General features: G+C 70.3%; 17 protein-coding genes and 1 pseudogene. 9 read left to right on the top strand and 9 right to left on the bottom strand.

Annotated elements, in window-relative coordinates:
* Positions 1-104 precede the first annotated feature (104 nt).
* Positions 105-860: a decaprenylphospho-beta-D-erythro-pentofuranosid-2-ulose 2-reductase gene (locus ABZ656_RS31255; RefSeq protein ID WP_360272127.1), complete on the bottom strand. Its 756-nt coding sequence runs from the start codon at positions 858-860 to the stop codon at positions 105-107.
* A 102-nt stretch (positions 861-962) separates the two neighbouring features.
* Positions 963-2354: an FAD-binding oxidoreductase gene (locus tag ABZ656_RS31260; protein WP_360272130.1), complete on the bottom strand. Its 1392-nt coding sequence runs from the start codon at positions 2352-2354 to the stop codon at positions 963-965.
* 142 nt (positions 2355-2496) lie between these two features.
* Between ABZ656_RS31260 and ABZ656_RS31265 the strand changes: the two genes are divergently transcribed.
* Genes ABZ656_RS31265 through ABZ656_RS31280 form a run of 4 tightly spaced genes read left to right on the top strand, consistent with a single transcriptional unit; the run spans position 2497 to position 5345 of the window.
* Positions 2497-3027, top strand: coding sequence for a phosphatase PAP2 family protein (locus ABZ656_RS31265; protein ID WP_101400234.1), 531 nt, complete (start codon positions 2497-2499; stop codon positions 3025-3027).
* Positions 3020-3964, top strand: coding sequence for a decaprenyl-phosphate phosphoribosyltransferase (locus ABZ656_RS31270; RefSeq protein ID WP_101400235.1), 945 nt, complete (start codon positions 3020-3022; stop codon positions 3962-3964). The genes ABZ656_RS31265 and ABZ656_RS31270 overlap by 8 nt, the downstream gene beginning before the upstream one ends.
* Complete coding sequence (locus tag ABZ656_RS31275) at positions 3961-4398, top strand: GtrA family protein (RefSeq protein WP_101400236.1); 438 nt, start codon at positions 3961-3963, stop codon at positions 4396-4398. Before ABZ656_RS31270 ends, ABZ656_RS31275 begins: the two co-directional genes overlap by 4 nt.
* Positions 4386-5345 carry a YihY/virulence factor BrkB family protein gene (locus ABZ656_RS31280; protein ID WP_101400237.1) on the top strand — a complete coding sequence of 320 codons (960 nt, stop codon included), beginning with the start codon at positions 4386-4388 and terminating at the stop codon, positions 5343-5345. Before ABZ656_RS31275 ends, ABZ656_RS31280 begins: the two co-directional genes overlap by 13 nt.
* On the opposite strand, the gene ABZ656_RS31285 is transcribed toward ABZ656_RS31280, so the two are convergent.
* Positions 5299-6603, bottom strand: coding sequence for a D-alanyl-D-alanine carboxypeptidase (locus ABZ656_RS31285; RefSeq protein WP_360272136.1), 1305 nt, complete (start codon positions 6601-6603; stop codon positions 5299-5301). The two genes, ABZ656_RS31280 and ABZ656_RS31285, sit on opposite strands and share 47 nt — an antisense overlap.
* A 112-nt stretch (positions 6604-6715) precedes the next feature.
* Between ABZ656_RS31285 and ABZ656_RS31290 the strand changes: the two genes are divergently transcribed.
* The 4 genes and pseudogenes from ABZ656_RS31290 to ABZ656_RS31305 all read left to right on the top strand — a co-directional run bounded on the left by ABZ656_RS31290 (position 6716) and on the right by ABZ656_RS31305 (position 10577).
* On the top strand, positions 6716-6958 hold the full coding sequence (locus ABZ656_RS31290; protein WP_054233715.1) for an SCO4848 family membrane protein: 243 nt from the start codon (positions 6716-6718) through the stop codon (positions 6956-6958).
* Positions 6959-7018: 60 nt separating this feature from the next.
* Positions 7019-8299 carry a metallophosphoesterase gene (locus tag ABZ656_RS31295; RefSeq protein WP_360272140.1) on the top strand — a complete coding sequence of 427 codons (1281 nt, stop codon included), beginning with the start codon at positions 7019-7021 and terminating at the stop codon, positions 8297-8299.
* 201 nt (positions 8300-8500) lie between these two features.
* Positions 8501-10057 (top strand): ABC transporter substrate-binding protein, encoded by a 1557-nt coding sequence (locus ABZ656_RS31300; protein WP_360272143.1) that lies wholly within the window; start codon positions 8501-8503, stop codon positions 10055-10057.
* A 114-nt stretch (positions 10058-10171) separates the two neighbouring features.
* Positions 10172-10577 (top strand): annotated as a pseudogene (locus ABZ656_RS31305) (ATP-binding protein).
* Between the two features lies 1 nt (position 10578).
* On the opposite strand, the gene ABZ656_RS31310 reads toward ABZ656_RS31305, so the two are convergent.
* From ABZ656_RS31310 to ABZ656_RS31320, 3 genes are all read right to left on the bottom strand, one after another.
* Complete coding sequence (locus ABZ656_RS31310) at positions 10579-12852, bottom strand: sulfatase-like hydrolase/transferase (RefSeq protein WP_360272146.1); 2274 nt, start codon at positions 12850-12852, stop codon at positions 10579-10581.
* 178 nt (positions 12853-13030) lie between these two features.
* A complete protein-coding gene (locus ABZ656_RS31315) occupies positions 13031-14581 on the bottom strand; it encodes a HAMP domain-containing sensor histidine kinase (protein ID WP_360272149.1) in 1551 nt (516 codons plus the stop codon).
* Entirely contained in the window at positions 14578-15267 is a 690-nt protein-coding gene (locus ABZ656_RS31320) for a response regulator transcription factor (protein ID WP_054233711.1), read from the bottom strand. Before ABZ656_RS31320 ends, ABZ656_RS31315 begins: the two co-directional genes overlap by 4 nt.
* A 187-nt stretch (positions 15268-15454) precedes the next feature.
* Here ABZ656_RS31320 and ABZ656_RS31325 point away from each other — a divergent pair, with 187 nt between their 5' ends.
* A complete protein-coding gene (locus tag ABZ656_RS31325; RefSeq protein ID WP_360272189.1) occupies positions 15455-17863 on the top strand; it encodes an MMPL family transporter in 2409 nt (802 codons plus the stop codon).
* Here ABZ656_RS31325 and ABZ656_RS31330 read toward each other — a convergent pair.
* From ABZ656_RS31330 to ABZ656_RS31340, 3 genes are all read right to left on the bottom strand, one after another.
* Positions 17856-18464 (bottom strand): Uma2 family endonuclease, encoded by a 609-nt coding sequence (locus ABZ656_RS31330; RefSeq protein WP_097285954.1) that lies wholly within the window; start codon positions 18462-18464, stop codon positions 17856-17858. The genes ABZ656_RS31325 and ABZ656_RS31330 overlap by 8 nt on opposite strands.
* Positions 18465-18540: 76 nt before the next feature.
* A complete protein-coding gene (locus ABZ656_RS31335; protein WP_101400245.1) occupies positions 18541-19311 on the bottom strand; it encodes a TetR family transcriptional regulator in 771 nt (256 codons plus the stop codon).
* 11 nt (positions 19312-19322) lie between these two features.
* Complete coding sequence (locus ABZ656_RS31340) at positions 19323-19829, bottom strand: DCC1-like thiol-disulfide oxidoreductase family protein (RefSeq protein ID WP_101403695.1); 507 nt, start codon at positions 19827-19829, stop codon at positions 19323-19325.
* Positions 19830-19834: the final 5 nt, after the last annotated feature.

The raw sequence follows: 19834 nt of genomic DNA on the forward strand, positions 1-19834 counted from the left end.
CCTCGTACTGGACGTACTTGGGCTTTCGGCCGGTGCGGCGAGAGTGCGTGCCGGGCGTCGCGACGGGGCGAACGTTGCCTGTTGCGGCACTAGCCGCGGTCGGTCTAGATCGGCAGGCGGCGGAACAGCGCTCGCGGTACGTGCCGCAGCGCCGCCATCACCAGCCGCAGCGCCCCCGGCACCCACACCGTCTCCGAGCGCCGTCGCAGCCCCACCTCGATGGCCGTCGCGACCGCCTCCGGTGTGGTGGCCATGGGTCCTTCCGCGCGCCCCGCGGTCATCTTCGTACGGACGAACCCCGGGCGTACGACCATCACGTGGACGCCGGTGCCGTGCAGCGCGTCGCCCAGCCCCTGGGTGAAGGCGTCCAGGCCCGCCTTGCTCGACCCGTAGATGAAGTTGGAGCGGCGGGCGCGCTCGCCCGCGACCGAGGAGAGCACCACGAGGGAGCCGTGCCCCTGCGTCTGGAGGGCCCGCGCGCACACCAGCAGGGCCGACACCGCGCCCGTGTAGTTGGTCTGCGCGATCCGGGCGGCGGCCACCGGCTCCCGCTCGTCCCGGGCCTGGTCGCCGAGGACCCCGAAGGCGAGCAGCACCATGTCGAGGTCGCCCTCGGCGAAGACCTTGCCGAGGACCGTCTCGTGGGACTCGGGGTCGAGCGCGTCGAAGGCGAGGGTACGGACGTCCGCGCCCAGTCCGCGCAGGTGCTCGGCGTCCCGCTCCAGGGACGGCGAGGGCCGTCCGGCGAGCCACACCGTGCGCGTGCGCCGGGCGATCAGACGGCGCGCCGTGGCCAGCGCGATCTCGGACGTGCCGCCGAGGATCAGCAGGGACTGCGGGGCTCCGAAGGCGTCCTTCATGACAACTCCTAGAGGGGTGAGGAGGCGGGACGGTTCTAGAGGTCGAGCGGCGGGACGGTTGAACGGTTCTAGAGGTCGAGGCGGCGGGACGGTTGAACGGTTCTAGAGGTCGAGGCGGCGGGACAGGTCGGAGGTGAACACGCCGCGCGGGTCCAACTCGGCCCGCAGCTGCCGGAATTCGGTCAGCCGTGGATACATGCAGGCCAGCAGTTCGGGCCGCAGCCGCGCGTCCTTCGCCAGGTACACGCGTCCGCCCGCTCCGGCGACCTGCTCGTCCAACTCGTCGAGGAAGGCACCGAGGCCCGGCAGGTTCGCGGGGATGTCCAGGGCGAGGGTCCAGCCCGGCATCGGGAAGGAGAGCCAGCCCGGATCGCCCTCACCGAAACGCTTCAGGACGGCGAGGAAGGACGGGCACCGGCGTTCGGCGATGCGCCGCACGATGTGCCGCAGGGCCTCCTCGCATCCGTGCCTGACGACGAACTGGTACTGCACGAAGCCGCCGCGCCCGTAGACCCGGTTCCAGTGCGGCACCCCGTCGAGCGGGTGGAAGAAGGCCGAGATCCGCTGTAGCTCACCGGCACGCGCGCGGGGCGCCTTCCGGTACCAGAGCTCATTGAAGAGGCCCACCGTTCCGCGGCCGAGCAGCCCCTCCGGTACGAAGGCGGGCGCGGACGGGAACCGCGGTGGGCGGAACGCCAGCGGGCGCCGGCGCGCGCGTGCGGGGAGCGCGTCCAGGGGGGCGTGTTCCCCGCGGGTGAGCACCGAGCGTCCCGTCGAGCGGCCGCGCGCGAGCAGGTCGATCCAGGCGACCGAGTACCGGTAACGGTGGTCCGTGGCGGTGAGACGGGCCATCAGGTCGTCCAGGTCTACCGCGCGTTCGGTGTCGACGGACATCAGCGAGGTCGCGACGGGCTGGAGCCGGAGGGTCGCCGTGAGGATCACCCCGGTCAGGCCCATGCCGCCCGCGGTGGCGTCGAAGAGGGGGGTGTCCCGGCCCACCGTGCGGATCGCGCCGTCCGCGGTCAGCAGTTCGAAGGAGAGGACGTGGCGGGCGAACGAGCCGGACACGTGGTGGTTCTTGCCGTGGACGTCCGCGCCGATCGCGCCGCCGACGGTCACATAGCGGGTCCCGGGCGTGACCGGCACGAACCAGCCGAGCGGGAGCAGGACTTCCATCAGCCGGTGCAGGCTCACGCCCGCGTCGCAGAGCACGGTCCCGCCGTCGACGTCGATCGCGTGGACGCGGTCGAGGCCGGTCATGTCGAGCACGGCCCCGCCCGCGTTCTGCGCCGCGTCCCCGTACGCCCGGCCCAGGCCCCGGGCGATGCCTCCGCGGACCCCGCAGGCGCGGACGGCGGCCGCCGCTTCCTCGTAGGTGCGCGGGCGGACCAGACGGGCGGTGGTCGGGGCGGTGCGGCCCCAGCCCGTGACGGAGACGGGTTCGGCCGGGTCGGAGGCGGATCCGGCCGGGTCGGAGGCGGTGTCGGCAGGCATGACCGTGACCGTATCGGCGAAAAAGGCGCATAAAGCCCTCACCTCTCCCGTCTTCGCGGCTCCTCACCGAAATGGGTGATTAATGGGATGTCGTACAAGATTTCCGTAATTCTGTGGCCACTCCCTAGAAGAGTGAGATCACATGGACGACCTTGACGACATGGACCGCCGACGGTGGGACGGCATGGACCGTCGGCTGCTGTCGGCCCTCCGCGAGCGCGGCACGGATCCACGCGTGGCGGCCGTCGCACGCGCCCTGTCCTGGAGCGGGGAGCACGGCGTGCTGTGGCTCGCGGCCGGGCTCACGGGCGTGGTGGTCGACCACGGGCGGCGCGGCGCGTGGCTGCGCGGCACGGCGCTCACCGCCACCGCGCACCTCGCCAGCATGGGCGTGAAGCGGATCGTGCGCCGTCCACGCCCCGCGCACGTCGTCCCGCTGGTGCGCACGGCCGGACGTCACTCGTTCCCCAGCTCCCACGCGGCCTCCGCGACGGCCGCGGCGGTCGCCTTCGGCGCGCTCGGAGTCCGCCCGCTGCCGCCGCTCGCCGCCGCGATGTGCCTCTCCCGGCTGGTGGCCGGCGTCCACTACCCCTCGGACGTGCTCGCGGGCGCCGCCCTGGGCGCCCTGACGGCCCGTCTGGGCGCCCGCTGGATCGAGGCCGGCCATGGCTGAACGCACGGTGCTCCTGGACCCCACGCCGACCGCCCCGGTTCCCGTGCGGACCCTCACCGGCCTCGCCCGGGGTCTCCTCAGGACCACCCGTCCCCGCCAGTGGGTGAAGAACCTGCTGGTCGTGGCCGCCCCGGCGGCGGCGGGCCAGCTCTTCTCCCGGCATGCCGTGATCCAACTCGCGCTCGTCTTCGTCCTGTTCACGGCCTGCGCCGCCGCCGTCTACCTGATCAACGACGCCAGGGACGCCGAAGCCGACCGCGCCCACCCGGTCAAGCGCCACCGTCCGGTCGCCGCGGGCCAGGTCCCCGTCCCTCTCGCGTACGCCGCGGGAGGCGTCCTCGCCGTCCTCGCCCCGACCGCCGCCGCACTGCTGTCCTCCCCGGTCACCGCGGCACTGCTGACCGCCTACCTCGGCATGCAACTGGCCTACTGCGTCAGCCTCAAGCACGTCCTGGTCGTCGACCTCGCCATCGTGACGACCGGGTTCCTGATGCGGGCGATGATCGGCGGGCTCGCCCTCGGCATCCCGCTCTCCCGCTGGTTCCTGATCACCACGGGCTTCGGGGCGCTCTTCATGGTGGCGGCGAAACGGTACTCCGAAGCCCTCCAGCTGGCCGGGAACGCCGGTGCCACCCGCGCGCTGCTCACCGAGTACACCACCGGCTATCTGCGCTTCGTCTGGCAGCTGGCCGCCGGGGTCGCCGTCCTCGGCTACTGCCTGTGGGCCCTGGAGGAGGACGGCGTGCCCAGCGCCGGGGTGCTGCCCTGGCGCCAACTGTCCATGGTCGCCTTCATCCTGGCCGTCCTGCGCTACGCCGTCTTCGCCGACCGGGGCGCGGCGGGCGAGCCCGAGGACGTGGTCCTGCGCGACCGCGCGCTCGCCCTGATCGGACTGGTGTGGCTCGCGATGTACGGGCTCGCGGTCGTGAACTGGTGAGCCTCGCCCAGCGGCCCCTGACCCAGGAGCTCCTGGGCTTCGCCACCGTCGGTGTCCTCGCCTACGCCGCCGACCTCGGACTCTTCCTCTGGCTGCGCGGCCCGGTGGGCCTCGACCCGCTCACCGCCAAGGCGCTGTCGTTCGTGGCGGGCTGCTCGGTCGCCTACACCGGCAACGCGCTCGGTACCTACCGGCGCCACCCCGTGCGGGGGCCCCGCCGCTACGCCGCCTTCCTCGCTGTGAACCTCGCGGGCGCCCTCGTCCAGCTCCTGTGCGTCGCCGTCAGCCACTATGGCCTCGGGCTCACCTCGCGGCGCGCCGACACGGTCTCCGGCGCGGGGATCGGTATGGCACTCGCCACGGTCCTGCGTTTTTGGGGTACCCGGACATTGGTCTTCCGAGGTGAGGGCAGAGTCGGATCATGGACTGGCTGAAGAAGCTTCCGGGCGTGGGGCCGTTGGTCGCCCGCCTGACGGCCACGCACGGGTGGCGGTCGTACGAGCGTCTGGACCGGGTGAAGTGGACGCGGCTCGCCGCCGCGATGACCTTCATCAGCTTCGTGGCGCTCTTCCCGCTGCTGACCGTCGGCGCCGCGATCGCCGCCGCCACCCTCACCAGCCAGCGGCAGAAGGAGCTCCAGGACAAGATCGCCGATCAGGTGCCGGGCATCTCCGACCAGCTCGACATCAACGGGCTGGTCCAGAACGCCGGCACCATCGGGCTCATCGCGGGCGCCGTCCTGCTGTTCACCGGCATCGGCTGGGTCGGCTCCATGCGGGACTGTCTGCGCGCGGTCTGGGAGCTGCCCGACAGGGAGGAGAACCCCCTCCTGCGCAAGCTCCTGGACGCCGGGATCCTCGTCGGACTCGGCGGTGCCGTACTCGTCACCATCGCCGTCTCCACCGTCGCGTCCTCGCTGGTCGGCTTGACGGCCCGGCAGCTCGGCATCGGCGAACACGACTGGGGGAGCGTGCTGCTGCAGTCCGCCGCGTTCGCCGTCGCCGTACTCACCGACTTCCTTGTGCTCCTGTACGTCCTGACCCTGCTGCCGGGCGTCGAGCCGCCGCGCCACCGGCTCGTCGTCGCCGCGCTGATGGGCGCCGTCGGCTTCGAACTGCTCAAGCTGCTGCTCAGCAGCTATATGCGAGGCGTGGCGTCGAAGAGCATGTACGGCGCCTTCGGTGTGCCCGTAGCGCTGCTGCTGTGGATCAACTTCACCTCGAAACTGGTCCTGTTCTGCGCCTCCTGGACGGCCACGGGACATGCCGACTCCGGCCCGAAGCAACGCGACGACGAGCCCGACGAGCCCGCGGAGCCCGGGGACTTCGGGGAGGTCAGTGGCGGCGGCGCATCAGGTCGGGGAGGGGCCAGCGGCGGTTGACGAGGAAGACGGCGCCGGCGACCAGGACGAGGAGGCCGCCCGTGATGGCCAGGGCGATTCCGATCCCGCTGGAGCCGTCCTTCGCCGCCGCGGAGGCGGCCACCGGCTTCGATGAGGACTTGGCCCCCTGGTCCCCGGTCGACACCGGCGTGTTGGATCCGGCGGACGCGGTCGCACCCGTCTGCGCACCGGTGTCGATGCCCTTCGGCGGCACCAGCTCGCCCACCGGCGTGACCTTGCCTGTCGCGCTGAAGCCCCAGTCGAGCAGCTGCGCGGCCTCCTTGTAGACCTCGTTGTGCTCGTCCTTCTCGGGGTTCATCACGGTGACCAGCAGCACCTTGCCGTTCCGCTCGGCGACACCGGTGAAGGTGGCGCCCGCGTTGGTGGTGTTGCCGTTCTTCACCCCCGCGATGCCCTGGTACGTGGAGACGTCGGTGTCGCCGGTCAGCAGCCGGTTGGTGTTCTGGATCTCGAAGGACTCGCGGGTCGTCTTCCCCTTGTCGTCCTTCTTCGTCTCGCCCGGGAACTTCGCCCGCACCGTCGAGCAGTACTCCCGGAAGTCCTTCTTCTGCAGCCCGGAACGGGCGAACAGTGTCAGGTCGTACGCCGACGACACCTGGCCCGGCTGGTCGTAGCCGTCCGGGCTGACCACGTGCGTGTCGAGGGCCTGCAGGTCCTCGGCGTGCGCCTGCATGTCCTTGACCGTCTGCTCGACACCGCCGTTCATCGCCGACAGCACGTGCACGGCGTCGTTGCCGGAGCGCAGGAAGACACCGAGCCACAGATCGTGCACGGTGTACGTCTCCTCCTCCTTTATCCCCACCATGCTGGAGCCCGCGCCGATGCCCGAGAGGTCGGTGACAGCGACCTTGTGCTGCTCGGTCTTGGGGAACTTCGGCAGCACGGTGTCGGCGAAGAGCATCTTCAGCGTGCTCGCCGGGGGCAGCCGCCAGTGCGCGTTGTGGGCGGCCAGCACGTCGCCCGACTCGGCGTCGGTGACGATCCAGGAGCGCGCGGTCACACCCTTGGGCAGCACCGGGGCGCTCGCGCCGAGATTCACCTGGGTCCCGGCCTGTCCCAGCCGGGCTCCGCCCACCGTCGACATGTTCGCCGGGGGAGTCGCGCTCGGGCTCGCCGTCGGTGACGGCGACGGCTTGTCGGCTGCGAAGACGGGGACGGTCGTCGTCAGCGAAAGAGACAACAGGGTGGCGGAAGTGACCAGCATCGATCGCCGGATGGTCTTTTTGGTGACGGGCACGGTCGAGAAAGTACAGGGCGCGGGCCGGGAAGTCCCATCACCGGAACCTGGAGTCCCCAGGTCCCGGCCACCCCGGCGCCGGGTCCCGGCCGGCGGCGGCGATACTGGACCCATGAAGCTCAGCCGCCCCGTCTCCTGGTTCCTGCTCGCTTTCGGAGTGTGGAGCTGGATCATCTGGGTCACTTTCGTCAAGAATTTGTGGAAGGACGGCAGCGGACTCGCGTTCAACGACGCGGGGGATCCGACGGCGTACTTCTGGGTGCACCTGACGCTCGCGGTCGTCTCCTTTGTCTTGGGGACGGTCGTCGGAGGCATCGGGTTCCGCGGACTGCGCGCATTGCGCCAGACGTCATAACAACAGGGGACGAACGGGGGGCGAGCGAACAAAACGGCACGCGACGGGGGATACGGCGTCTTGGTCATCGTCTTCGTACTGGTGGGACTGCTCGCCCTCGCCGCGGTCGCGGGGCTGTACTGGTACGTGTGGCGCCGCTTGGTGCGCGACACGACGTCCGGTCCGGGGCTCGCCCGGCGCGCGGGCACGGTGGTCTTCGTCGCCGGGCCGGTGCTGATGATCGCCGCGGTCGCCGCGGAGCGCGCCGGTGCGCCCTTCTGGCTCCAGCGGGTGCTGGCCTGGCCCGGGTTCCTGTGGATGGCGCTGTCCATCTATCTGCTGCTGGGGGCGGTGGCGGGGGAGGTCGTACGACCGCTGCTGCGCCGGGTCGTGGAGCGGCGCGCGGCACCCTCCGCGGCCGTACCGAACCCGGCACCCGTGCCGCAGACGGAGTCGGTGCCGCACATGGAGTCGGTGCCGACGGGAGCGGCCCCCCAGGAGCCCCCGCCTGCCGAACCGCAGCGGTCCGTCACCACCCCCTCGCGGCGGCTCTTCGTCGCGCGTGCCGTCGGCGGGGCGGCCGCGGCCGTCGCCGTGGGAACCGTGGGATACGGGACGTACGGGGTTCTGCGCGGGCCCCGGGTGAAGCGGGTCACCGTGCCGCTGGCCAGACTGCCCCGGTCCGCTCATGGGTACCGGATCGCCGTCGTCAGTGACATCCACCTCGGGCCCACCCTCGGGCGGGACTTCTGTCAGCGAGTCGTCGACACGATCAACTCGACACAGCCCGACCTGATCGCGGTGGTCGGGGACCTCGTCGACGGGAGTGTGAAGGACCTCGGACCCGCCGCGGCGCCCCTCGCGCGGCTGCGGGCACGGCACGGCTCGTACTTCGTCACGGGCAACCACGAGTACTACTCAGGCGCCGCGCAATGGGTCCGGGAAGTACGGGAACTGGGTCTGCACCCGCTCGAGAACGCCCGGACGGAAATGGCCGGATTCGATCTCGCGGGCGTCAATGACGTCGCGGGGGAGAGCGAGGGGCACGGGCCCGACTTCGAGAGGGCGCTGGGGGACCGGGACACCGCGCGGGCCGTGGTGCTGCTCGCCCACCAGCCGGTCCAGATCCACGACGCCGTCAAGCACGGTGTCGACCTCCAGCTCTCCGGGCACACCCACGGCGGACAGCTCTGGCCGGGCAACTACATCGCGGAACTGGCCAATCCCACGGTCGCGGGCCTGGAGCGGTACGGCGACACGCAGCTGTACGTCTCCCGGGGCGCGGGTGCGTGGGGGCCGCCGACCAGGGTGGGCGCGCCGTCGGACATCACCGTCGTGGAACTGGCGTCCCTGCAAGCCTGATGGCGCGAGCCTGAGAAAAGCGCCTGAGAAAAGCGCCCGAGAAAGCGAACCTGAGAACCGGCTGTGAAACAGGGGCGAAACGGCCTTTCCCAATACCCCGTTTGATTCTTCGGACACCTCTTCCCTCAGACGAAACACCTGTGGTTGGGTGATCCGCGTCACTGGGGAGTGACACGGGGCGTGGCCTGGGGAGGGGCGCCGATGCGATCGGTTCGCATACGAATTCTCGCGGTGCTGGTGGTACTGGCGGCCGTGGGCGTGGGCGGCTGGCAGTTACTGCCGTCGAAGGAGAACGACAACAGGACCATCACGGTCGGGACGACGGACGCCGTCACGTCACTCGACCCGGCGGGCGCGTACGACGCCGGCTCCTGGGCCCTGTTCAGCAATGTGTTCCAGTCGCTGTTGACGTTCGAGCCCGGTGGCGCAGCCCCCGTGCCGGACGCGGCGAAGAGCTGCGGGTTCGTGGGCACGGGACTGCGGACCTATGCCTGTACCCTGCGCGACGACCTGACCTTCCCGAGCGGGAGCAAGGTGACCGCCGAGGACGTGAAGTTCTCCTTCGACCGGGTCAAGGCCATCAACTCCGAGGTGGGGCCCGCGTCCCTGCTCTCCACCCTCGGCTCGGTCGACGCCAAGGGCCTCAAGGTCACCTTCCACCTGTCCTCGCCGGACGCCACCTTTCCCTTCAAGGTGGCCACCGGGGCCGGGTCGATCGTCGACCACACCCGCTACCCGAAGCGCGCCCTGCGCAAGGACGCGGGCGCCGACGGCACCGGACTGTACGTACTGAAGACGTATACGAAGGACAAGCGGGCCGTCCTCGCCCCCAACAAGCACTACAAGGGCGCCGTCGAGGGGAGCGGCACGCCCACCGTGCTGCGCTACTACGCCACCCCCAAGGCACTGGAGACCGCCTGGAAGGCGAAGCAGGTCGACGTCGCGACGCGCCAGCTGCCGCCTGCGACGCTCGCCACCCTCTCGCCGAGCGACCCGAACCAGCACGTCACCGAGTCCGACAGTGCCGAGACCCGCAACCTCGTCCTCAACGTCCGCGCGAACTCGCCCCTGCACAACCGCCTCGTACGGCAGGCCGTCGCCGCGCTGATCAACCGCGAGGAACTGGTCAGCCAGACGTACAAGGGGACGACCGACGCGCTGTACGGGCTGATCCCGGCGGGCATCACGGGGCACTCGACGTCGTTCTTCGACGCCTACCCCAAGCCCGACGCGAAGAAGGCGAAGGCCCTGCTGACCGAGGCCGGGGTGTCGCTGCCGGTGCGCTTCACCTACGGGTACGCCGAGGGACGGGGCGCCGCGGGTGAGGAGGCCACCGAGCTCAAGCGGCAGCTGGAGGCGAGCGGCCTGTTCAAGGTGGACATCAAGGGCTACGAGTGGACCGACTTCCAGAAGCGGTACGCCGAGGGCCAGTTGGACGCCTGGGCGGTCGGCTGGGTCGCCGACTTCCCGGACCCGGACACCTTCAGCACCCCGCTCGTCGGCACCGGCAACAGCATGAAGAACGGGTACAGCGACAAGGACGTGGACCGGCTGATTCAGGACAGTCAGCACTACGAGGACCGCAGCCGTACGGCGGACGACTTCCAGGCGCTGCAGGGAATCGTGGCCCGCGATGTTCCCCTGATTCCCCTGTGGCAGCGCAAGGAGTATGTACTCAGCAGTGAGGACGTCGGAGGCGGCCAGTATCTGTCGGACGGAACCGGTGTCTTCCGCCTCTGGCGGCTGAGCTGGATATGACATGTGACGTGATCTCGCGGGGTGGCCCCCCACTCCGGTGACACAGCGCTCTCGCCCGACGCAGCACCATGTGCGCACTGTGTGCCGGGGATGTGTGCGGGGTGAGGAGCTGACCTGTTGAGGCGCCACGCGTTCCGGCTGCCCCGGCATACGGCGTCCGTCGGACTCGCCCGGCGCCGGGTGCGCGACCATCTGCGGGACTGGGGCCACGGCCCCGACGACCCGGCGCTCGCGGACGTCGTCCTGATCGTCTCCGAGCTCGTGGCCAACGCCGTACGCCACGGACCCCTTGGTGAAGGGGAGTTCGAGGTCGCGGTGACCGCCCTCGCCGACGGCTCCTGCTTCGTGGAGGTCTCCGACGAGGGTCTCGCCGCACCACGGCTGCGGCCGGTCTCCGTGGGGGAGGAGACCGGCCGGGGCCTCCACCTCGTGGAGGGCGTCGCCGTGGCGTGGGGCCGTGTGGAGCCGGGGCCGCTACGGCAAGACCGTGTGGGCCCTCGTGGCGGCCCCGGCGCCCTGAATCACGGCGCCGGGGTCGAGCCGTACGCCGTCAGGAAGCGGTCGCGGAAGGCGTTCATCTTCCAGACCGGGGTGTCCTGCTTCGGCTGCAGGCCGTCCGCCCAGTTCCAGTCGGCGATCTTGTCCAGGACCTTCGGGTCCTTGGCGACGATCGAGACCGGCACATCACGGCTGGCGTGGTTGCCGCTGACCCGGGCGATGGGCTGGTGGTCGCCGAGGAATATCAGCACGGTGTTCTTGTTGCCGTACTTCACCAGGTAGTTGATGAGGCTCGACACCGAGTACTGGATGGACTTGCCGTACTCCTGCTTCGACTTCGTGGAGTCGGTGATGATGTCCGCGGGCTTCTTGCCGGCCTTCTCGATCGCGTTGTAGATCGAGCCGTCACCGACCTGGTCCTGCGGGACCAGCTTGGGGATCGGCGCCCAGGGCTGGTGACTGGAGGTCAGGATGATCGTCGACATCAGCGGCTTGTCGTGCTTCTTGCTGTGCACCAGACGCTCGAACGCGGTCAGCGCGTACTGGTCGGGCATGGTCGACCAGCTGAACTTCGGTCCCTTGTAGCCGAGTTTGTGGGAGTCGTAGAGCTTGTCGATGCCGTAGAACTTCTGCTCCGGCCAGGCCTTCTGGATGCCAGGCATCACGCCGACCGTGTCCCAGGCGCCCGTCTTCTTGAACGCGCCGGGGAGAGTCAGGCGGTCGCCCGCGGTGACGGTGCGGTAGCGCTGCTGGTTGCTGATCCACAGGCCCGACATGAAGGTGGAGTGACCCAGCCAGCTGCTTCCGCCGTACGTCGCCGAGGTCAGCCAGCCGCTCTTCGCCGCGAACCCGGCGTCGGTCAGCTTCTTGTTCTCGGCGGTGAGCGTCGCGTCGACGCCCGGCGCCATGACCGGGTCCTCGATCGCGCTGCGGCCGTAGCTCTCGATGAAGGTGATCATCATGTCCTTGCCGCGCAGCCCGGTGAGCAGCTGGTCGGGCGGCGTGTTGGCGAAGTTGTCCTTCTTCGCGATCTTGCGGAACGCGGCCTCGTCCCGCAGCGTCTGCCGCACCTGGTCCGCCTTGAACTGGAGGGCCTGCATGGTGTGCTCCGAAGCGATGGGCACCCCCTCGGCGTACTGCACGCCCAGCGCCGCGCAGGTGACCCAGGCGATGGCCAGCACCAGCGTCGTGCGGGTCGCCGTCTCGGTGTTCCGGGCCGCCAGGTTGCCCAGTCGGATCACCGACATCGTCGTGAGGGCGAGTACGGCGATCACGAGCGTCACGGCCAGGGCCGCGATGCCGAGCGCGCCACCCTCGCCGAACGTGTCCTGGAGGTATCCCTGCGCATCGCTGAAGAGCGACCAGTCGAGGACGACGTTGAAGCCTCGCCCGAGGTATTCGTTGAAACCGATGTCGAGGAAGTTCACGACGGTCAGGGCGCCCAGGCCGAGCCCGGTGAGCACCGCCACCGCGATCCGCGGCTTGCGGGGCAGGACGATCAGCAGGGCGGCGCCGAAGATCGCCTCCACCGGGAGACGCACGAAAGCGGCCAGCCGGAACTTGTCCGCCTGGGTCGGCATGAGCAGCGCGGCGGCCACGACAGCGACGGCCACGGCGGTGGTGGTCCACGCGAGAACGCGGGCCGCGACCGGGTACTTCTGCCGCCACCCACCCCCACCACGCCGCCGCCACCAGCGTTGGCGGGGGGCGGCGGGGGTATCGGGGGTATCGGACGCGGCGGGGGCTGGTGTGGTGGCGTCCGGCCCCGGGACTTCGACCTCCGGAGCACCGGCCTCCGCGGCATCCGCCTCGGGGGTCTTCGCCTTGGCGGCGTCCGCTTCGGGGGTCTTCGCCTTGGCGGCGTCCGCTTCGGGAGTCTCGGCCTCGGCGGCGTCCGCTTCAGGAGTCTTCGCCTTGGCGGCATCCGCCTCGGGAGTCTCGGCCTTGGCGGCATCCGCTTCAGGGGTCTTCGCCTTGGCGGCATCCGCCTCGGGAGTCTCGGCCTTGGCGGCATCCGCTTCGGGGGTCTTCGCCTCGGCGGCGTCCGCTTCGGGGGTCTTCGCCTCTTGAGCGCTCACCTCGGGAGTCTCCGCCTCAGGGGGCTCTGCCTCCGGGATCTTCGCTTCCGGGGTTTCCGCCTTCAGGGGGCCGGTCTCCGGGGGCTTCGTCTCCGGCGCTTCAACCTGGACCGTGTCCCTCGGAGCGGGGGCGTCCAGGGACGTGACCTCCTGCGAGGGCATGTCCTCCGGCGCCTCGTCCGTTTTCGACAGCTGTCGAGAGCTCGTGTTGAACGACAACCCGGCGGTCCTTCCGTGCGAAGCCCGGTGGTGGCGCGGCGGACCAGGCTGAGGTCGGGGCCGCCTTCATCTGTTGGGTACGAGTTCGTACCGGCCGGTGTTCAGTCATCCGGGTTTGCTTATGTTCAAGCGAGTCACCGAGCTTGTTCAAGCACCTTACTGTGCTTGTTAAAGCAGCTCACCGCGTCGGCAGCGTCACCGTGACCTCCAGCCCCGCTCCCGGCGCCGTCCGTACCGCCACGTCACCTCCGTGAGCGGCCACCACTCCCTGCACGATCGCCATCCCCAGCCCGCTGCCCGCACCACCGCCCGCCCGGAAGAACCGGTCGAAGACGCGCGCCGCGTCCTCCTCCGCCAGCCCGGGCCCCTGGTCCGCGACACACAGCCGTACGATCCCGTCCTCCCGTTCGAGACCGAGCCGCACCGGCACGTCGGCGGGTGTGTGGGTACGTACGTTGGCCACGAGGTTGCCCAGCACCTGCCGCAGCCCCGACTCGTCGGCGTGCACCAGCAGTGTCCCGTCGGCGCCCACGGTCACCGGACGCCCGGGCTGCTGGGCCCGCAGATCCTCGGCCGCGTCCCGTACGAGACGGCTCAGGTCGACGTTCTTGAAACGCAGCTCGGGGCTCTGGTCGAGGCGGGCCAGGATGAGCAGTTCGTCCACGAGGCGTCCCATGCGGTCGGCCTCGGCGTTCATCCGGTCCCAGGCCCGCCGGCGCTCACCCGGCTCGCGCAGCATCCCCTTCTCGTACAACTGGAGGTAGCCGCGGATCGCCGACAGCGGGGTGCGCAGCTCGTGCGAGGCGTCCGCGACGAACCGGCGCAGCTGCGCCGCGCTGCGCTCGCGGGTCCGGTACGCCGATTCCACCTGGTGGAGCATGGAGTTGAGGGCGAGCCGCAGTTGTTCGACCTCCTGGGTCGGATGGTGGCTGGAGGGCACGCGCCGGGTGAGGTCTCCCTCGGCGATGGCGGACGAGGTCTCCACCATGTCCTCCAGCGGACGCATCCGGCGGCTCACGCTGATCATGGTCAGCACCGCGAGCAGCGACAACAGCGTGGTTCCGACGCTCAGATCGAGCCTGAGGGCCTTGGCGATGCCCTTGTGCAGAGCGTCGGTGGAGGCGGCGAGCAGCACGTAGGTGCCGTCGGCGAGCCGGGCCCCGGTGACCCGGTAGGAGGCGCCGCGCACGGTGGTGTCGTGCAGGGCGGGGTCGCGCGCGAGGGCGCTCGGGTCGTCCACCGCGGCGACCAGCGCGCGCTGGATGTCGGTGGGCTTGAAACCGCCGACGCTGAGGGGGGTCCCGTGGCCGTCCACCGCCGCGAAGATCGAGTCCGGCTTGTCGGACCGGTCCGCGCCGGGGACCATCCGCTCGCGTACGAAGGCGAGCGCGGTGAGCGAGTCGATCTGGTGGAGGGTGAGCCGCGAACCGGTCAGCGACTCCCGCGTCTTGGACAGTTCCGTGTCGACCTGGTCGAGCAGATAGTGCCGCATGCCCATCAGACTGACGGCTGTCGCCACGATGATGCCCAGCGCCAGCAACGCCACGTTCGCGAGCGTCAGCTTGCCGCGCAGCGAGTGGACCCCGTGGTGCCGCCGGGGGCGCCGCACACTCACGTACGCGGGAATCCCCGCACAGAGGGCGAGCTCGGTCCGGGTTGCGGGTTCCGTGCGGGGGGCGGGCTCCGTATGCGCCGCGACGACTCCCGGGTCCGGGGACGCCGGGGTCATGCGAGGCCGTATCCGACGCCCCGGCGGGTCTGGATCACCGGTGGGCCGAGGGGTTCGAGTTTGCGGCGCAGATAGCTGATGTACGTCTCGACGACGGTCGACTCGGCGGAGTGTTCGTACTGCCAGACGTGCCGCAGGAGTTGTTCCTTGGGCACGATCCGGCCGCCGTTGCGGACGAGGAAGCGCAGCAGGGCGTACTCGGTGGGGGTGAGCTCCACCGTACGGTCCCCGCGGTGTACGGAGTACGTCGTCTCGTCCAGTTCGAGTTCGCCGTAGCGAAGGGGCGGGCGCTGCGGAAGGACGTCGTCGGGGCGTGTGCGGCGCAGTACGGCCGTGATCCGGGCGACGACCTCGTCGATGTTGAACGGCTTGGTGATGTAGTCGTCGCCGAAACCGAGCGCGCCGACGATCTCGGCGGGCGCGTCCCGCGCGGTGAGGAAGACGATCGCCAGGTCGGGCCGGCGCAGGCGCAGTTCACGGCCCAGCGCCCGCCCGTCGCCGTCCGGCAGCATCACGTCGAGCAGCGCCGCGTCGGGGCGGGTGCGTTCGGCGAGCGTGAGCGCCTGGCGGACGGTGCCCGCGGTCATCACCTCGAAGCGGTGGTAGCGCAGGGCGATGGCGAGGACGTCCGCGATGCTCGGCTCGTCCTCGACGACGAGTACGGTGGCCCCCTCGTGAGCGGTCATGCCCCCAGTATCCGCGCGCGGGTCACGCCAGGGGGCGGCTCCCCCTTTGGAGTTCCTTGAGAGTCATGGACGGTCTGTGTCGTCGCTCGAGCGCGCCGGTCGATGGTTGGTTCCAGGACCTGGGGGACCAACCGACAACCGAACGACCGGATGACCGGTCGACTAAGGAGCGTTGAGCGTGGCGACATTGGCACGGTGGTGCTATCGGCACCGGCTGGTGGTCCTGTTGCTGTGGGTGGGGGCACTGCTCGGGCTCGGGGCCGCGGCCTCGACCGCGGGCACGGATTACGCGAACGTCTTCTCCCTTCCGAACACGGACTCCAAGCGCGCGTACGACCAGATGGAGAAGGCCTTCCCGGAGCGCGCGGGCGACACCGACACGGTGGTGTGGAAGGTCGACACGGGAACCGTTCGGGACCAGTCCGTACAGTCCCGGATCCAGCCCGCGCTGGAGAAGATCGGCAAGATGGCGGGGGTCGGCGGCGTCACCAGCCCGTACGCGGGCGACCGGGGCGCGGCGCAGATCAGCGCCAACGGCAAGATCGCATACGCCCAGATCACCTTCGCCAAGCAGGCGAACGCGGTGCCCAAGCAGCTGGTGCAAGACGTGGTCGACACCGCGCAGGGCGCCGGACGTGGCGGTCTGCACGTCGAGTTGGGCGGTCAGGCGATCCAGCGGGTGCAGGAACCGCCCACCGGACTCGCCGAGATGATCGGCATCCTGGCCGCGGCGGTCGTCCTCTTCCTCGCCTTCGGCTCGCTCTTCGCGATGCTGCTCCCGATCGGCATCGCGATCTTCGGGGTGGGCACGGGCCTGTTCTCCACCCAGCTGCTCAGCCATGTCACGTCCATACCGGACCTGGCCCCGCTGCTCGCCACGCTGATCGGCCTCGGTGTCGGCATCGACTACGCGCTGTTCATCGTCACCCGGCACCGGCGCGGCATCCTGCGCGGCATGGACCCGGAGGAGTCGGCGGTCACCGCCCTCAACACCTCCGGGCGCGCGGTGCTGTTCGCGGGCGGCACGGTGTGCATCGCGCTCGCCGGCATGCTCGTGACCAACCTGCGCTTCCTGGACGGCGTGGTCATCGGCACCTCGCTCACCGTCGTGTTCAGCGTGCTCGCGGCGGTCACGCTGCTGCCCGCGCTGCTCGGTCTCCTCGGCTCCCGGGTGCTCAGCCGCCGCCAGCGGCGCAAGCTGGCCGCCGAAGGCCCCGAGCCGGAGCGGGCCAGCGGCTTCGCGGCACGCTGGTCGGCGAGCGTCCAGAAGCGCCCGCGCTCGATCGCCGTGATGGCCCTCGTCGTCATGGCGATCCTCGCGATCCCGGTGCTGTCGCTGCGGCTCGGCGCGACCGACCAGGGCAACGACGACGCGTCGACGACGACGAGGAAGGCGTACGACCTCCTGGCGGAGGGCTTCGGCCCCGGCTTCAACGGCCCGCTCCAGGTGGTCTCCACCAGCGGCGACACGAACAAGCTGGTGCAGGGCATCCGCGCGACCGACGGCGTCGCCCAGGTCGCGGCGCTGCCGCCCGCGCAGGGCGTCACGGTGATCCAGGTCGTACCGACCACGTCACCGCAGTCCGAGAAGACGGACCAGCTCATCGACACCCTGCGGGAGAAGGTGATCCCGGAAGCGGGGGCGCAGGCGCATGTCGGCGGTGTGACGGCGATCTCCAAGGACTTCTCGACCGTCACGGGTGACCGGCTGCCGCTCTTCATCGCCACCATCATCGGCCTGGGCTTCCTGCTCCTGATGGTCGCCTTCCGCTCCCTGGTGGTGCCCCTGACCGCCGCCCTGATGAACCTGATCGCGGCCGCCGCGTCCTTCGGCGTCCTCGTCGCGATCTTCCAGTGGGGCTGGGGTCTGAGCCTGCTGGGCCTCGGCAAGGAGGGCCCGATCAACGCCTTCCTGCCCGTCATCATGCTCTCCCTGCTCTTCGGCCTCTCGATGGACTACCAGGTGTTCCTGGTGAGCCGGATGCACGAGGAGTGGGTGCACACGAAGGACAACGCGCGGGCGGTCCGGGTCGGCCTCGCGGAGACCAGCCGTGTCATCAACTCCGCCGCCCTGATCATGGTCTGTGTCTTCCTCGCCTTCGTCCTCAGCGGTGACTCGGGGGCGGCGATGGCGGGCGTGGGCCTCGCGGCGGCGGTCGCGCTGGACGCGTTCATTCTCCGTACGGCACTGGTGCCGGCCGCGATGCATCTGCTGGGCAAGTCCAACTGGTGGCTGCCGGCGGGTCTGGAGAAGCGGTTGCCGCACCTGGCGGTGGAGCCGGCTGAGGAGGCGGAGCCGCTGCCGCGGGCTTCGGCGGGAGGACCGACGGTCGTCCACGGCTTCGTCCGCGACGCGGAGGGCGCGCCGGTCGACGGGGCGGTCCTCACCCTGCTCAGCAAGGGCGGGCGTCAACTGGACCGGGTGACCTCACTGGCGGACGGCTCGTACATCGTCTCGGTCCCGGCTCCGGGCACGTATCTGCTGTCGGCGACGGCCTCGTCGTACGGCGCCCGCGCCCGGCACGTCATCGTGACCGACGAACCGCTGGTGCACGACCTGGAGTTGACGGAGGGGGAGGTGGACGCCGTCAATTAGCCTTCGGCTGCCCGGCCTTGAGGATCTCGTTGACGTCCAGAGTGACCTCGGCGCCGATGGAGCGGGGCAGGATGACGATTTCGCCGGGGGCGTGCACGCGATGGGTTGCGTACGTGTCTCCGGCGGGGTCGGTGAGGACGTGGAGGCGTTGGTGTTCGCGGTCGACGATGACGTAGACGGGGACCTTAGCTTCGGCGTAGGCGGTGACCTTCGCACGGAGGTCGGTCCTCCAGTTGCTGGAGGTGACTTCGAGGATGAGGCGGAACGCCACGGGGTCGTAGGCGTTGTTCTCGATGAGGTGCTTGTCGATGTCGGCTTCGACGAGGCAGAAGTCGGGGATCGCGTAATCCTCGGGACCGCCCGGCAGCCAGATGCCGATGCCTTGGAGTACCTCGGTCTCACCCTCATCGAGACCTGCTGATTCGAATGGGCGAGTCACCTTCTTGAGCGCCCGCGCGTGAGCGACGTCAGGAGAGGGCGTCACGAAGATCTGGCCTCCGATGATCTCGACGCGGCGGCCCGGAAGACGGTCCATGATGCGGTTCGCCTCGGCGATCAGCGGCCGGTCCTCGTGCGGTCGCTCGACAGCTGCTGCGGACATCACGTGCCTCCCATGGGCTGGTGTCGAGAACATCATCGTAGGCCGGACGTCTCCCCCGTGTCCTGTACTGGCGGCGTCACCCGATAGTGGAGCCCCGCCCCGGATCCGGCAGCAGCTTCGTCATCCCTGGCAGGAAGTCCGTGAACAGCTCGTGCACCTCGTGGACCAATGGCCGCAGGACCCGGAAGCGGGCCAGTGAGACGCCCCGGGTGGTGATGCGGGCGCCGCGCTCGGCGAGCCGGTAGCTGCGTTCGCGTCCCTCCGTGCGGTCGAAGACCCAGTACAGGACGAGCCCCATCTGCGACAGCCACATCAGCTCGGGCAGGACGTCCCTCAGCTCCTCCGGAACCTTCGCCTTCGACCCGGCGAGCACCTCGCGGTGTATGGCGATGGCCTCCTCGCGCGGGTCCGCAGACTCGGGGGAGAAGGGGCTGAGCGGGCTCTCCGGATCGGCGGCGTTCTTGAAGAACTGCGCCGCGAACTCGTGGTAGGGCTCCGCCACGTCCAGCCACGCCTTCAGCACCCCCGCGATCCGCGCCTCCAGATCCTTCTCGCGCTCCAGGACCGGCCGGATCGCCGCCTGGTGCTCGGCGCCGATCCGGTCGTAGAAGCCCTGGATGAGGTGCTCCTTGCCGGCGAAGTAGTAGTACGCGTTGCCGACGGAGACCCCGGCCTCCTGGGCGATCGCCCGCATGGTCGTCTTGTCGTACCCCCGTTCCTGGAACAGCCGCAGCGCGGTCTCCAGGATCAGCGCGCGGGTCTGCTCGCTCTTGGCGGGACCCTTTTCCTGGGCCTTTCCGGGAGCGCTGGTGTCGTCCGGGCCGGGGCTGTCTGTCTGTGCTGGCACGGGAACAGAGCCTAACGAGTCGAACAGGAGCCGCTGTCACAGCCGGGAGGCTGGTACGTCCACCCGGCACCCGGCTCGTACACCCACCCGTCACCCCGCCGGTACGCGCCCCCGCCCCACCCCTGCTGGACGTGCGCGGAGCGCCACTTCGCGGCGGCGAGCATCGCGCCCTTGGCCAGCCGGGCCCCGGCCGGGGTGCTCAGCCGGTGGGCGAGCGGCCGGTGCTCGCGCAGCGCCCACAGGCAGACGACCCAGGCGGCGGCCCCGCGGTAGACCTGACCGCCGTCCCCGACGACGGTGATCTCGTCGAGGGTGGCGCGGTGGTCGAGGGAGGGAAAGAGCGCCCGGGCCTGCTCGGAACCGGCAGGCACGAGCCGCAGCGGCACCAGCTGGGGCTGCTTGCCCAGCCAGTCGCGCAGGAAGGTGCACAGCGAGCACCGTGCGTCGTAGAGGACGGTGAGCCCGAGGACCGGGACGCGCGCGGCGTCCCGGTCACGGGTGGCCTTGAGGCCGGTCATGGTGC

The sequence above is a fragment of the Streptomyces sp. NPDC007095 genome (assembly GCF_040634475.1).
Taxonomy (GTDB): Bacteria; Actinomycetota; Actinomycetes; order Streptomycetales; family Streptomycetaceae; genus Streptomyces.